The organism is Bifidobacterium miconis (assembly GCF_019331735.1).
Lineage (GTDB): Bacteria > Actinomycetota > Actinomycetes > Actinomycetales > Bifidobacteriaceae > Bifidobacterium > Bifidobacterium miconis.
The window spans coordinates 124,816-140,808 of sequence record NZ_JAHBBH010000002.1; the positions used below are offsets into that span (position 1 = coordinate 124,816).

Here is a 15,993-nt window from a genome sequence, read left to right on the forward strand (position 1 = left end):
AGCACTGCCATGTCCCCTTTCCGTTCCATGACGCCGCGTCGGGAAACGTCCGACCGGCATGCGTCGGTTTCCGCGGTCGAGCCCGCGGCGCGTCGCCGGCAGTCCATGCCGTCGTCATGCCGTCCGCACGCCGGATCGCATCACCGTCACCAGCACCGCAAGCGCGAACGACGGCGCGTCGCGAACTTCTGGTTCGCGGGCATATGCATATCGGCCATTGCGTTCGGCGCGTTATGGGTGTCCTCGGCGACCAGCCGACACGTGACGCTGGATGACGGCACGGTATGGGTGACCTCGCTCAAGGATCGCAAAGCGGCCCGTTTCAACGTGCGCATAGGCGAGACGACCGCCGCGGTCGCAGCGTCCGCCGCCCGCTTCGACGTCGTGCAGCACGGCGACGACATGATGCTCTCGGACGGAGCGACGGCCACTCGGCTACTGGCTTCGTCATTGTCCGAGGACGGATCCGCCGTCATCGACGCCGACACGACGCTGCTGCTCGGCGGAGGCACCGCCGCGCTGGTCGATGACGCTTCGGGATCCGTCTGGCTCGTCGCCGCGGATGATCTTGGGTCGGTCGACCCCACGCACCCGCATCTGGAATTGGGAGAGGGCGGCAAGGCCGCGGTTACCAGCGACGGCATGTTCTACGGATACCGTCCGGCTGACGGTTCCGTGCTGCGCGTCGCGAAGCCCGGCGCCTCCTCGGAACGCATTGCCATGGTGAACGATGGCGATCCTCTGGCCGCAGACGATTTCACGGTAGTATGCGGCGTGCCGATCGTCAGCCGGAACGGCATCGTCCATTGGCCGTCGGGCAGGGTCGACACCGGTGCCGACCGGCTGTTGCTGCAGTCGCCCGGCGCCGACGAGGAATCGGTCTGCACGGTGGCGGTCGCGGACCGCTACGGCCTGCATCTGGTCGATCCGAACGCCGCGGATCCTCTGGCCGCCTCATGGTCCGACGCGCAGCCTGCGGAGCCGGCGCGACCGGTGTCCGCGGCCGGCTGCATCCACGCGGCGTGGAGCCGCGCCGAGGACAACTATCTTCGCGTCTGCGGCCATGACGGCATTGAATCCGTGGGACAAGAACCGTTCTCCACGTTGGAGACGGTGAGCGCGACTTCCGATTTGGTGTTTCGGGTCAATCATCGGTACGTACTGCTCAATGACGTGTCCGACGGCATGGTATGGCATCCTGACCGTTCGACGCAGACGGTCGGCGTGCAATGGAGCGCAGTGCAGGCCGATGACGTCGAAGCCAGCGAGGGCAACGACTCCTCCGTGAACGGCCAACGCGAGTTCGCCGCCACGTGCGCACCCGACTCGGCTCCGATGCGCGCCGTGGACGACGAGATCGGGGTCAGGGCAGGCGGCATGCAGATCCTTGACGTGCTGCGCAACGATGAACAGACCGACTGTTCGGTGCTGCGCATCGTCTCGGCGGAGGTTCCCGCCGACGCGCAGATGGCGGTCCGTCCGATTCACGGCGGTCGATATCTGCAGCTGGATGCAAGTCGGGCCAAGCCCGGAACCGTCGCTTTCCCGTATACGGTCGACGACGGTCGCGGCCACGCTTCCACGGCGACGGTGCGTCTGGAACTGACCGGAGCGGACGGTAACCGCTCCCCCATCCAGTTCGACGCGCCCTGCGAATACGACGTCGAGCAGGGCGCCGTCTACACGGCGAACGCGCTTTCCGGGTTCCGCGACCCGGACGGCGATCCGCTGTCGTTGGCCGCGGCCGCTCCCCACGCGTCCGGCAATCGGGTGTCCGTGTCCGCACGCGCCGATGGACAGCTGACGTTCGATCCGGGCACGATGGAATCGGGACGGATCGGCGTGGAGGTGATGGTGTCCGACGGGCAGGACATCGGATACGGCATGGTGTACTTCTCCGTCCATCCTGCAGGCACGCTGCCCGCCACCGTGGACGCGGTCAGCGTGCAGACGGAGCCGGGGCGCAGCATCACCGTCGATCTCGGGCCGAGCGTTCACGCCACCTCGGCGCAGCCCGTGACGCTGGCGTCCGCCGAGGCTCCGTCCGGCGCTCAGGTGACGTTGGGCCCGGACCTGTCGCTGTCCTTCGAAGCCATGCAGGAGGGTGTTTACCATGTGCCCTATGTCGTCATGCAGACGGATGTGCCGACGACCGGCTTGGTGCGCGTCGACGTGGCGCACGTCTCGGGAGACGAGGCGATGCCCGTGGCCGCGAACGACGTGGCGCTGCTTGGCTCGGACGCCACGGCCATCGTGGAGCCGCTGTCCAACGACGTTGATCCCATGGGCGGCGTGTTGAGCGTCACGTCGGTCCGGGCCGATGCGGCGTCGGGCATTGCGGCTGGGCTGGTGGATCATCATCGCGTGTATCTGACCGCACGCCGCATGCCGACGAAGCCGGTGACCGTCTCCTACACGGTGGCGAACGCCGCGGGATCGTCGACGGGAACGATCGTGCTGCACCCGCCGGCGTCCGCCGCATCGGGGGTCGCGCCGACGGCCCCGGATCTTGACGTGCAGGTGCGGACCGGCGGCATCGCGTCGGTCGATGTGCTCGGGCGTGTCCTGCACGCGGACGGAGTCGACATCGAACTGCTCGATGATCTGCGCTACGATCCGGACACGTTCCGCGGGCTGGCGTTCGTTTCCAACGGAAGCGTCCGTTATCAGGCGGATTCGCGGCCCGGCGTATATTCGCTGACGTATACGGTCCGTGACGATGAGGGCAATGCGGCTTCGGGAACGATCACGGTAACCGTGCACGAGGCCGACGCGGACCGCAAACCAGCACCGACGCCTCAGCATGTCGACGCGCATGTGGCGGCCGGTCATGCCACGCGAATCACGATTCCCCTGTCCGGCATCGATGCGGACGGCGACGACGTCGTGCTGCTCGGTTTGGGCAACGCCACGCCCTCGCTGGGACGCATCACCGAAGTCGGCGCGGATTATCTGGCGTACGAGGCGTATCCGGATTCGGTGGGCACCGACACGTTCTCCTACGCAGTGGAGGATTGGACGGGGCAACGCGCGCAGGCGACCGTCCGCGTGGGAATCTTCCTCGGGAACGCGCAAGCCGGCGTGATGGCCCGGGACGACGAGATCCGATTGCGTCCCGGCACGTCCGCGTCGGTGCCGGTCACGGCCAACGACATCGCCACGCATGGCTCGCAGCTGGCGATCGACGGGAATCCCGACGTACGCAACGTCGACGACGTCCACGTCAACGGTGCGATGATCGAACTCACCGCGCCGCAGGATTCCGGCACGGGGTACGTGACGTACACCGTTCGGGATCCAGCCGGGCTGCGCGACACGGCGACGCTGGCCGTGATCGTCGACGAGAAGGCCGTCATCGAGCCGCCAGTCGCCTACGACTACCGTGTGCCGTCCGCGGCGACGATCGACCGCAAAACCGTGGAGGTGGACGTCTCGCCGTGGATCGCCAACCCGTCGGGTTCGATCGGAGAGCTGAAGGTCGACGTCGCCCGACCGGAGACCGACCACGCGCGCATGCTGGACGACGACCCGTTCACGGTCAGCATCGATCTGACCGACGAGGCGCATGCCGTTGCCTATACGGTGACGAACACGACGCACAACGTCACGGCGACCGCATTCATCCACGTCCCGGCCTATGGCGTGTTCCCTCCGACGCTGCGCCCGAAAGCCCCGCGGCTGTCGGTGCATGCGGGCGATACGCTGATCATCGACATCGCCGATCATGTGCGCGTGGGCGCAGGCAAAACGGCGCGCGTGAGTTCGCCCGAATCGGCGAGCGCCACCAAATCGGACGGAGGAAACCCGGTCGTCGACGATACGACGCTGCGGTTCGCCGCCGCGACGGATTATGCGGGACCGGCCTCGATCACGTTCGTCGCCGCGGACGCCGAGCCCGGGGACGATACGAGGATCGTCAATTCGGCGGTGCTCACGCTGCCGATCACGGTCATCGGCAATCAGGAGTCCGCACCGACATTCGTGCCGGCAACCATCGAATTGGAGGCCGGGGAACGCCAGACCGTCGACCTGCGCGCGTTGACCGCGGCTCCGCCCGGTCATGCGGCGGACCGATCCGGACCGTCATATGCGTATTCCGGCGGCATATCCCGGTCGGCGGTGTCGGCGACGGTCACCGATGCCGGCGTCATGTCCATCGAGGCCGCCGTCGACGCGACACCGGGGACCGCCGTGGAGATACCCGTGTCCATCGGCCATGCGTCCGGCACGGTGGATGCCGCGATGATGGTGCGGGTGATCGCTTCGACGCGTCCCCTGGCCCGCCTCAGGGACATCGCGGCGGATGCCCGGTCCGGCTCGCTCATTCAGGTTGACGCGCTGGCCGACGCGTACAACCCGTTTCCCGACGTTCCGTTGGAAATCGTCTCGTGCGAGACGGAACACGGTTCCTTGCTTACGGTCGCGGATTGCGGTCGCGACGGCTCGGTGTCGGTCAGAATGCCGGAGGCTGCTGGCGCCTCATTCGTCGTGCATGTCACGGTCGAGGATGCCACGCATGATCCGAATCGCAGGGTGAATGGCACGGTCACCGTGTCGGTGGCCGATGTGCCCTCCGCTCCGATGCCGTCTCCCGTGTCCGGCGATCCGGAAGACGGGGCGGTGAGCCTGTCGTGGACGCCCGGGGCGGCAAACGGCAGCCCGATCGCCGAATACCAGGTGTCGTGGGATGGAGGGAGGCAATCCTGTGGATTGGCCACCGTATGCCGCATCACGGGTTTGACCAATGGCAGGGACTACGCATTTTCCATCCGCGCGCGGAATGCGGTCGGCTGGTCCGCACCGTCATCCGTGGTACGTGCCACACCTGATGGGATTCCGTCGGAGCCGACCGCCATCACCGTGACCGGCGGATATCATCGCGTCGACGTTCATTGGCGGGCGCCCGACAAGGGCGGCGTCCCCGATCGCTATTCGGTGTCCTTGGCCAATGTTCAGGGCGGTTACGAGTCCACGCAGACCGTGACCGGACTGGAGGCCTCATTCGTCGTGCCCGACGAGGCGATCGCCAATGGATCATCGTTCCGGGCCACGGTCGTCGGCCGTAATCGCGCGGGCGAGGGCCGTCCGGGAGTATCCGCCGGCACGGCGCAACCATGGGGAGATCCCGGGCCGATCGCCGTGTCCCTCGAATCCGTGGATCGCAAGGGTGGCATGCGGGTCACGGTGCTGGCCGGCGAGCTGCGCAACGCGGGATGTTCGGGCATCACGGTGGATGGCGACGTGCAGGCGACGCTGGATTGCGGCTCGCCGATGGTGTCGTTCACCGCGGACCGGTCGATGTTCGGCAGGCCGATGCGTGTCCGGGCAACGCTGAATCCCGCCAAAACCGGCGCCGTCGCGGTGTCCGCGGCCAGCGGGGACGTGGTCGTCGGGTATGACGTCGAGGCGCCGTCCTCGCTGTCGTTCGCCTGCGAGGAATCGCGGTGCACGGCGTCGTGGGCCGCGACCGGCGCGTATGACTCCTTCTCCGTGTCCGCATCGGGATTCGCCGAACGGATCGTGCGCGACGCATCCGCGACTTTCGAACTGTTGCCGTGGCAGACGTTTGCGGGCTTTCAGGTCCGTCAGATACTCAACGGCGTTTCGGGACCTGCCGCGACCAGCGGGGGCCAACCGTATGTGCGACGGGTGAAAGCGACCATCGAGTTGCCGGACAATGTGTCGTGGAGTCCCGACGCCGCGCACGTCATCGACGTCAATGGCGGAAGCGTCGAGGCATGGGGGCGGAACGTGTCCGCGTACATCGACATCATGCCGCCGGGCGGACCATCCTGCGCGATGTCGTGGAACGGGGGAAGCCAGAAGCTGGACGTGTCGCAGTGCCATATGAGTGCGGCCGGCGACACCACGTGGTCCGTCCGCGTGGTGTCGAACGTCGGCGAAACGGACATCGACCATGCGGTGCGCGGCGGTGTTGTCCAAGGCTTCAGAGCGGCCGGTTCGGACCGTGAGGATCCTGACGGCAAGGATGAGGGCGAGAGCGAAGGCAAGGGTGAAGGCGAAGACGGCGAGGATAAGGACGGCGAGGACGGCACCGAGGACAAGGACGGCAGCGGCGAGGAGGGAAGCGGCGAAGGAAGCGAAGGCGGGACGGAAGGTTCGGACGGTTCCGGGGCAACGGAGACGGAGCCCGAAACTGGGATCGAGGGAGAAGGTTCCGGTTCCGAATCCGACCGGCATGCCGGCGATGCGGCGAATACGTCCTTCCCCAACGCTTCGCAAGCATCTCCGTTCCGGACGCCGACGTTCAGCGAGTCCGTCATGATCCGTCTCACCCATGATCGCCCGCAGGCCCGGATGCCGCCGGTCTCCGTGATCGCGAGACGCCACGAAACGCTCACGGCACGGCACCGGCCCGGTGCGGTCGACGAACGGCAACCAGAAGACAGCAAGGAGCGGCGATGAACGACCAACTTCCCTTCGACGACATGACGTGCCTGTCCGACCAGACACGGCTGTCCCGACCGCAACCCGCGCGGGAGACGGTTCGGTCCGCGAATGCGTCTCCGGGAATGGCTGAGTTCCCGTCCGACGACACGATCATCGGCCAACCGTCGGTCCGGCGGCAGGCCACGATATCGCCCCGGGTGCGGGAGCGATCCGTCAAGGAGTCGAACCGGAACGTGGAACACGGTTCCGGTGCCGCCCACGCGCACGGCGGCATGGCTCGGTTCGCGGAATCGTTCCGCCTGCTCGTCGACAATGTCTCCGGCGTGGTCGTGGGCAAGTCCGAACCGATACGGCTGTGCGTCACCGCGCTGCTGGCCGGCGGCCACGTGCTGATCGAGGATGAGCCGGGCACCGGGAAAACCCAGTTGGCAAGGGGCTTGGCGAATTCGATACGGGTCCCGTTCAAACGCGTTCAGTTCACGCCGGATCTGCTGCCGTCCGACATCACCGGAGCCATGGTGTACGACGCCAAGCAGGATCGTTTCCTGTTCCGGGAGGGGCCGGTCTTCGCTTCGGTGGTGCTTGCGGACGAGATCAACCGCGCCTCTCCGAAAACGCAGTCGGCATTGCTGGAAGTCATGGAGGAGCGGCAGGTCACCGTTGACGGGGTCTCTCATGCCGTGCCGAGCCCGTTTCTGGTCATAGCTACGCAGAATCCGGTTGATCAGCTGGGCACCTATGGATTGCCGGAAGCGCAAATGGACCGGTTCCTGATACGGACGTCGATCGGGCATCCGGAACGCCGAGCCGGTCTCGACATCCTTCGTTGCCTTGATGTCGAGGATCGCGCCGCCGAAGTCCGTCCCGTGTGGACGGCCGCGGACGTGGCCGACATGCGCGCCGCCGTCCGACGGGTGCATGTGGAGGACCATCTGCTCGAATACGTCATGCGTCTGGTCGAGGAGATCCGCCGGTGCGAGCATGTTGCGGCCGGCCCGTCGATGCGCGGCGCGATCGCGCTGGCCCGGTGCGCGCGCGTCCGGGCCGCGGCTCAGGGGCGGGCCTATGCGCTTCCCGACGACATTCGGGAGCTGTCGGTTCCGGTGTTGGCCCATCGTCTCGTGCTGTCGTCCAAAGCCGTGTTCGAAGGAGTGTCCGACCGCCATGTCGTCGAAACGGCGCTCGGCGGCGTGCCGGTGCCGACGTCCGGGCTGACGGCCGGCCTGTAATCGTCGTCGATCGTTGTCCGCCACTGCTGAAGATCGTGATCGGCTGTCCCGTACGGCGCGATAACGAGCGGTGACGCACTCGTTCCGCACGTCGATCGCGCGTCATGCCGTCACGCGTCGCGCCGACGCCCTTGTCGGAATCCCGAGGATCAGGAGGTTTGCCATGCATCGCCATGTATCGAACGCAATGACGAGGTTCGCGGCGGCATTGCGCGCGATGTCGCCGCTTGGACAATGCACCGCGGCGTTCGGGATCGTGTGCCTGCTGGCGGTTCCGTTCACCGGATGGCAGGAGGCACTCGCCGCCGGGGTCATGCTGTCGTCTCTGCTGGCCTTGGCCGTCGTCGCTTCGCGGGACGTTGCTTGCGGAACGGTATCGCTCGACGTGTCCGCTTGCCGGGTGTCCGTGGGCGATGCGGTCGACGTGAACGTAACCGTCACCAACACCGGTGCCGCGACCGTGCCGGGCTGCCGGGCGCTCGTGCCCGTCGGGGCGGAGCTTCGCCGCATCGTCCTGCCCCGGGTCGACGTCGGCGGGGAGGATCACGTGCGTATGGCAATCGACGCACGGTCTCGCGGCGTGATGAACGTCGGTCCGGTGGTCGTCCATACCGGCGATCCGTTGGGACTGATGCGGCGCGAACGGCGTGTGGCCGAGCCACGCGCCGTGACGGTGCATCCGCGCATTGTCGGCTTTTCCATGCCCGATTTCGGCATCACGCATGATCTGGACGGGGCGCCGAGCATGCGCGTCGTCGACGACGATCTGAACTTTCATGGGCTGCGTGAATACCGTCCGGGAGACGATCTGCGCGGCGTGCATTGGCTGAGCACCGCAAGAACAGGCCGGCTGATGGTTCGCCAGTACGAGGCGTCCCATCGGATCGACGTGGGATTGGATCTTGACGCCGTGGAGTCCGACTATGCGGACCATGACGAGTTCGAACTGGCCGTCAGCGTGTTCGCCTCCATCGGAGCCCAGTGCCTGCTCGCATGCCGACCGTTGTCGGCCTGTGTCGGCGGCGAGCGCATCCGTCCAAGGAACGCCATGGAATTCCTTGATTTCTGCAGCGCGATCGTCCCGCGGCGCACCGTCGAACCATCCCATGCCGCACCGTCGGGCAACGGCCATGCGGCCACGGACGCGCGAAACAACCACGTTCTGCGATGCTCGGTCATCGGGTCGCGGCACACGGCCCGAAACGGCAATGCCTTTCCTGCCGTCTCGACGAACACTCCCCACATCGTGCTGCGGACGGCGCAACCGCATGGCGACGACGCCCATGGGCGGAGCGACGGCGAGCGCCCCGCACCGATCACCACGCAGGGCCCGGTCACGGCACGCATCGGCACGCTCGACGCGTTGCCCTCGATCATGGAGGGTTGGTCATGATCATCTCCGCCATGTTGTCGAACGGCATTCGCCGCGCATTCCGATCCCGTCGAACGGCTTATCCGGCTTCGGCGTCTTTGCCGCGCCAAGCCGGATCCCGGTCCAGGCCAGCGCATCGGCCCGCATCGCACGAGCCGCAGCCGCTGCACGAGCTGCAACCGCATCGACCGTGTCAAGCCGTCCCCGTTACCCGGAACGGACGCGACGGCGCACCGGCATGGGACGCGCTCATCGTGACCGGCATCGTCATGCTGTTGGCGGCTTCGAATCTGATCGACGTGTATGGTTCCCTGACGCTATGGGCGTTCGCCGCTCTGCCCGCGACCGCTATCGGCTTGCTGGCCGCCGGACTGGAGACCGCAACGGTCCGGGGCGTCTGGTTCAGGATCGCGCTGATCGTGTCGGCGCAGTGCGCGTCAGGCCCGCTGCTTTCGCTGATGCCGGGAGCATCGGCACGGCAGTCGTATCTGCCCATGCACATGGCATGGGCCGAAGCGCCGTTGTCCGGATGGGTGGATGCGATTGCCGCGTTCACATTGATCATTGCCGTGGATCCTCCCCTAGGCGCGGCATACGGATGTCTGTCCGCGGCATGGACGATCTGTCTGTGGGGATCGTTCCTGACGGCGATGTGCATGCGTTCCGGCGTTCGGGGCTCGCGCAAGGCCTTGGTTGCCGGATTGGTGACGATATCGGCATTGTTCGCGCTGTGCGCGCTGCTGGGCACGTCAGTCGGCGTGCATCGTACGGGCAGTGGCTTGGCATCGGCCATGCTGTTGTCGGCATGGGGCTCGCTCCGTTGGAAACTGTGGGAGCCGCGGCGTACGGCCGCCGCGATAGCCATGCTGGTCGCGGCCGGATTGCTGGCCGCCGGCGGGTGCATGCTGGCATCGTCCTCGCGGCTGGTGCTGAGGGACCGCTACGAGCCGCCGCCGGAGGCGTATGGCCGCACCAGCCCGCTCAGCGGCATGCGCGATTTCCTCAAGTATCACCATGACGACGTGCTGCTTTCCGTCACGGATCTGCCTTCAGGGGTTCCGGTTCGCTTGGCCGTGATGGACGCTTTTGACGGCAACGTGTGGGGATTGTCCGACTCCTCGGAATATGGCGCTTCATCGCGGTATCGTCTGGTTTCCGCCGATATCGGGCGATCCGATGCGATCGGGCAGGATGCGGGCACCGGTAACGCCGCCGGCGAAGCGGCCGCGCCCGAACACAGTGACGGGGCAACCGGCCGGGTCCGTTTCTCGGCCACGTTCACCGTCGGCTCAGGATTGGACGATCATTGGCTGCCGCTTGCCGGCACTGCGTCCGCCATCAGCGTGCGCCACGCATCGTCGGCAGCGGACCCCGCCGAACAGACCGGGCAACCCCCGACGAACGTGTACTACAACTCCGACACGCGTTCGGCATGGTCATCCCATGCACTGCCGGAAGGCATGTCGTACACGGAAACCGGCGTCACCGATCCGGACATTCCAGCCGAACGGCTCGCTCGGGCCATCGCCGCCGACGCGGAGGAGGCCATCGCCGCCGACATTCCAGATACGCTGGCCACGTGGGCAGTCTCGGTCGCCGACGGTCTGGACGCCGACGGGGCCGTCGCGGTCGCGCTGACGGAGGCATTGCGAGACGAGGGATGGTTCTCCAACGGGTTGGCGGGCGATTATCCGTCAGCCGCGGGGCATGGCCATTACCGGCTGTCGACGATGTTTGCCGGCGAGATGATGGTCGGCAACGGCGAACAGTATGCGTCCGCGATGGCGTTGGCCGCACGCGCGCTCGGCATGCGGTCGCGGGTGGTGCTCGGCTTGGCGCCAAAGGATGAGACCGGCGGCATCAGCGACGGTCGCGCGGTTCGTCAGGAGGATGGCTCCACGATCACGCAGTTCACCGGTGCGGATGTGACCGCATGGGTGGAGATCAGATTCGAGGATCTTGGCTGGGTGGCCCTGCACCCGACTCCGCCGGAAACCAGGATTCCGGATGATTCGGCGCATTCGGTGCCCCCGGACCCGCTCACCTTGGTTCGCCAGCCCCCTCCCCCGCTCACCGACCTGCTGCGGGATGAACTACAGCACCGGGGCACGGCGGATCTGTCGGGACAGGATGCGGACGAACCGTCGGAGCAAGTATGGCCGAGCGCTGCCATGGTCCGCGTGCTCCGGCTCACGGCGCTGTATGGCAGTCCGGTGTGGCTGGCTCTGGCATGGTGCTATGCCGTCATGGCGTTCAAGATGATGGCGCTGCGGCTGCTGCGATGCCGGGGATCGCCGAACAGGCGCATTGTGGCCGGCTGGGCGTCGTTGCTGGACTTGGCGCGGCATGGCGGCGTCGGCCTGCAGGATAGCACGAGAACGGAGCAGGCCCGCCTTGCCGCCTGCCGGTTCGGCATCGACGAGGCGTCGCTGCGCTCGCTGTGCGACGAGGCGGATTATGCGGAGTATTCCGGAGACGCGGTGTCGGACGAACGGGCCGAATCCTATTGGCTCGCCGTGCTGGCGGCCCGTCGGGCGATGCTCATGTCGCTGCCGTGGCCGCAACGGATGCGTGCGCGACTGTCCCTGGCACGTCGTCGTTCCGCATCATCGTCCCGTCGTCCCCGTCGTTCCTTCGCGAAAATGGCCCGGACGGAATGGCTCAGACTATGGCGAGCCCGCAACGGCGAACCCATGACAAGCCAGTGACGAACCGTCCTCAAAACGAATGATGGCCCCGATCCCATGTCGGGATCGGGGCCATCATTTCATCGGGCGTTCATGCCGTTCATCCGGGCAAAGGCGCCGGAAGCGACTGACGAACCCGACGGCCGAGCGTCAGAAGAGCGCCAAAGCCTTCAACGCACCCGGCCGTATGGTTCCGCAGGTCACTCGACGTCGTCCTGACCGCCCTGGTCGTCCAGAAAGTCGTCCGGGTTGAAGTCGTCGCCGAGCTTCAGGTCGCCGAAGTCGAGGTTTGCGAAGTCCACGTCGGACAGGTCGGCGTCGGAGAAGTCGGTGTCCGCGTCGGTGCCGCCGCCCAGACCGAAGTTCGGGTAGATGGTGTCGCGGATCGCCTTGTCGGGCTCGACCACGGCGTTGCGGTAGCGGGCGAGGCCCGTGCCGGCCGGGATGAGCTTACCGATGATGACGTTCTCCTTGAGGCCCTTGAGGTCGTCGACCTTCTGGCTCAGGGCGGCCTCGGTGAGCACGCGGGTCGTCTCCTGGAAGGAGGCGGCGGACAGCCACGAGTCGGTGGCGAGCGACGCCTTGGTGATGCCCATGAGCTCCGGGCGTCCCGCGGCCGGCTTGCCGCCGTTCTTCACGGCTTCCATGTTCGCTTCCTTGAAGCGCGCCTGATCGACCAGTTCGCCCGGCAGCAGGTTGGTGTCGCCGGAGTCGATGACGGTGATGCGGCGCAGCATCTGGCGGACGATGACCTCGATGTGCTTGTCGTGGATGTCGACGCCCTGGGAGCGGTACACGGTGTGCACTTCCTCCACGATGTTGACCTGCGCGGCGCGCGGGCCGAGGATGCGCAGGATCTTCTTCGGATCCACGGAACCCTCGGTCAGCTGCTGGCCGGCCTCGACGTGCTGGCCGTCCTTGACGAGGAGCGGGGCGCGACGGGTCACCGTGTAGACGATCGGCTCGACGGTCTGGTCGTCCGGGGTCAACGTCATCTGGTAGACGTGGTCGGCTTCCGCGTCGGTCTTGATCACGCCCGGGAACTCGGCGATGGGCGCCTCGCCCTTCGGGGTGCGGGCTTCGAAAAGCTCGGTGACACGGGGAAGACCCTGGGTGATGTCGGAGGCCGCCGCGACGCCGCCGGAGTGGAAGGAACGCAGCGTCAGCTGAGTACCGGGCTCGCCGATGGACTGGGCCGCGACGATGCCGACGGCCTCGCCGACGTCCACCAGCTTGTTGGTGGCCAGCGACCAGCCGTAGCACTTGGCGCACACGCCGCGCTTGGACTCGCAGGTGAGCACGGAGCGGGCCTTGACCTCTTCGACGCCGTGCGCCACGAGATCCTTGAGCACGTCCATGCTCAGCGCGTCGCCGCGCTTGTACAGCACGGTGGTGCCGTCGGCCGGGTCGATCACGTCGGAGGCGAGCAGACGCGAGTACGGACCGCCGTCGGCGGCCTTGACCAGCGTGAGCGTGCCGTCGGCCTGACGGTCGGCAACGCGCATCGGCAGACCGCGCTTGGTGCCACAGTCCTCCTCGCGCACGATCACGTCCTGCGAGACGTCGACCAGACGACGGGTCAAATAACCCGACTCGGCGGTACGCAGTGCGGTATCGGCCAGACCCTTGCGGGCGCCGTGCTCGGAGATGAAGTACTCCAGGACGGACAGGCCCTGACGGTAGTTGGACTCGACCGGTCGCGGAATGACCTCGCCCTTCGGGTTGTTCACGAGGCCTCGGATGCCCGCGATCTGGTTGATCTGGGTCATGTTGCCTCGTGCGCCGGACTGGACGATGATGGCCAGGTTGTTCTTCGGGTCGAAGTGCTTGACGACCGCGTCCGACACCTTTTCGGTGCACTTGGTCCACTCGTCGATGATCGCCTGACGACGCTCCTCTTCCGTGAAGAAGCCGAGGTCGTACTGCTGGTTGATCTTGTTGACCTGCGCCTCGGACTCGGCGACGAGCGCCTCGCGCTCCGGCGGCTCGGTGACGTCGGAGAAGGCGAAGGTCACGCCCGACCACGGGGCGCGGGTGAAGCCGAGATCCTTGAGCGCGTCCAGCGTGGCGGCCACCTGGGCGGTCGAGTAGCGGGTCGCGATGTCGTCGACGATGCGCGAGAGGACCTTCTTCGGGGCCTGCTCGTTGACGAACGGGTAGTCGGTCGGCAGCGTCTCGTTGAACAGGAGGCGGCCCATCGAGGTGGCGAACAGCACGGTGCCGTCGGAGAAGCGCTCCTCGTGGACGACGTCGGGGCTGCCCGGCTCCGGATCCACGACGGTCACGTCGCCCGGCTCCCAGCCGGTCGGCAGCACGAAGTCCTTCGGCAGACGTACGAGCACCTTGGCCTGCATGTCGATCTCATGCAGGTCGAGCGCCATCTGCATCTCGGCCAGCGAGGAGAACACGCGGCCCTGGCCCTTGGCGCCCTCGGTCACGGTGGACAGCCAGTACAGGCCGAGGATCATGTCCTGGGACGGCATGGTCACGGTGTGGCCGTCGGCCGGCTTGAGGATGTTGTCGGACGCGAGCATGAGCGAACGGGCCTCGGCCTGCGCCTCCGCGCTCAGCGGAAGGTGCACGGCCATCTGGTCGCCGTCGAAGTCGGCGTTGAACGCGGCGCAGGCGAGCGGCGGCAGGTGGATGGCCTTGCCTTCGACGAGGATCGGCTCGAACGCCTGAATGCCCAGACGGTGCAGCGTAGGCGCGCGGTTGAGCAGCACGGGATGCTCGGCGATGACCTCTTCGAGCACGCCCCACACCTCGGTGTCGCCGCGGTCGACCATGCGCTTGGCGCTCTTCATGTTCTGCGCGTAGTTGAGGTCGACGAGGCGCTTGATGACGAACGGCTTGAACAGCTCGAGGGCCATCGGCTTCGGCAGGCCGCACTGGTGCATGCGCAGCGACGGGCCGATGACGATCACGGAACGGCCGGAGTAGTCGACGCGCTTGCCGAGCAGGTTCTGGCGGAAGCGGCCCTGCTTGCCCTTGAGCATGTCCGAGAGGGACTTGAGCGGGCGGTTGGACGCACCGGTGACCGGGCGGCCGCGGCGGCCGTTGTCGAACAGGGAGTCGACGGCCTCCTGCAGCATGCGCTTCTCGTTGTTGAGCATGATCTCCGGGGCGCCGAGCTCGATGAGTCGCTTGAGTCGGTTGTTGCGGTTGATCACGCGACGGTACAGGTCGTTGAGGTCGGAGGTCGCGAAGCGGCCGCCGTCCAGCTGGACCATCGGGCGCAGATCCGGCGGGATGACCGGAATCACGTCGAGCACCATGGCCTCCGGCTTGTTGCCGGTGGTCAGGAACGCGTTGACGACCTTGAGGCGCTTGAGCGCGCGGGCCTTGCGCTGGCCGGAGCCGGTGTCGATCTCCTCGCGCAGCTGCTTGGAAGCGGCCTCGAGGTCGAAGTCCTGCAGGCGCTTCTTGATCGCCTCGGCGCCCATGCAGCCTTCGAAGTAGTCGCCGTAGCGGTCCTCCATCTCGCGCCACAGGTCGACGTCGCCTTCCATGTCGCCGGCCTTCAGGTTCTTGAAGCGGTCGAACACGGCGTTCAGGCGCTGGATCTGGTCGTCGTAGCGCTGGCGGATAGCCGCCATCTCGCGCTCGGCGCCGTTGCGCAGCTTGGCCTTGTTGGCTCCGGTCGCCTCGCCGGCGGCCTCGAGCTCGTGCAGGTCGGCCTCGACCTTGCGCGCGCGGTCCTCGATCTCGTTGTCGCGGCGCTTGGCGAGGTGGCTGATCTCTGTGTCGAACTCGTCCTGCAGGTCGGGCAGATCCTGATGACGCTGCTCCTCGTCGACCTTGGTGACCATGTACGCGGCGAAGTAGATGACCTTCTCGAGGTCCTTCGGCGCGATGTCGAGCAGGTAGCCCAGTCGGGACGGCACGCCCTTGAAGAACCAGATGTGCGTCACCGGGGCGGCCAGCTCGATGTGGCCCATGCGCTCGCGGCGCACGCGGGACTTGGTGACCTCCACGCCGCATCGCTCGCACACGATGCCCTTGAAGCGCACGCGCTTGTACTTGCCGCAGGCGCACTCCCAGTCGCGGGTCGGGCCGAAGATCTGCTCGCCGAACAGACCGTCCTTCTCCGGCTTGAGGGTACGGTAGTTAATCGTTTCAGGCTTCTTGACCTCGCCGTGGCTCCAGCCGCGGATGTCGTCGGCGGTGGCCAGGCCGATACGAAGCTTGTCAAATGCGTTGACGTCCAGCACTCTATTGTCCTGTCTGTAAAACTGTCTGTGAAACTATCTGTGATGTCGGTATGCACGGGGCCGCGCGCCCAATCACGCGCGCG

At 66.7% G+C, this 15,993-nt stretch carries 5 protein-coding genes; 4 read left to right on the forward strand and 1 reads right to left on the reverse strand.

Annotated features, from left to right (window positions below; genetic code table 11):
- Positions 1 to 9 precede the first annotated feature (9 nt).
- The 4 genes from KIH79_RS01310 to KIH79_RS13090 all read left to right on the forward strand — a co-directional run bounded on the left by KIH79_RS01310 (position 10) and on the right by KIH79_RS13090 (position 11,720).
- On the forward strand, positions 10 to 6,426 hold the full coding sequence (locus tag KIH79_RS01310; RefSeq protein ID WP_219057725.1) for an Ig-like domain-containing protein: 6,417 nt from the start codon (positions 10 to 12) through the stop codon (positions 6,424 to 6,426).
- Entirely contained in the window at positions 6,423 to 7,640 is a 1,218-nt protein-coding gene (locus KIH79_RS01315; protein WP_219057726.1) for an AAA family ATPase, read from the forward strand. The genes KIH79_RS01310 and KIH79_RS01315 overlap by 4 nt, the downstream gene beginning before the upstream one ends.
- A 70-nt stretch (positions 7,641 to 7,710) precedes the next feature.
- Positions 7,711 to 9,033: a DUF58 domain-containing protein gene (locus KIH79_RS13085; RefSeq protein WP_219057727.1), complete on the forward strand. Its 1,323-nt coding sequence runs from the start codon at positions 7,711 to 7,713 to the stop codon at positions 9,031 to 9,033.
- Positions 9,034 to 9,266: 233 nt separating this feature from the next.
- Positions 9,267 to 11,720 carry a transglutaminase domain-containing protein gene (locus tag KIH79_RS13090; RefSeq protein ID WP_219057728.1) on the forward strand — a complete coding sequence of 818 codons (2,454 nt, stop codon included), beginning with the start codon at positions 9,267 to 9,269 and terminating at the stop codon, positions 11,718 to 11,720.
- Between the two features lie 179 nt (positions 11,721 to 11,899).
- Here the strand turns inward: KIH79_RS13090 and KIH79_RS01330 are convergent, their stop codons facing one another.
- Positions 11,900 to 15,910, reverse strand: a complete 4,011-nt coding sequence (locus KIH79_RS01330; protein ID WP_219057729.1) for a DNA-directed RNA polymerase subunit beta' — start codon at positions 15,908 to 15,910, stop codon at positions 11,900 to 11,902.
- Positions 15,911 to 15,993: the final 83 nt, after the last annotated feature.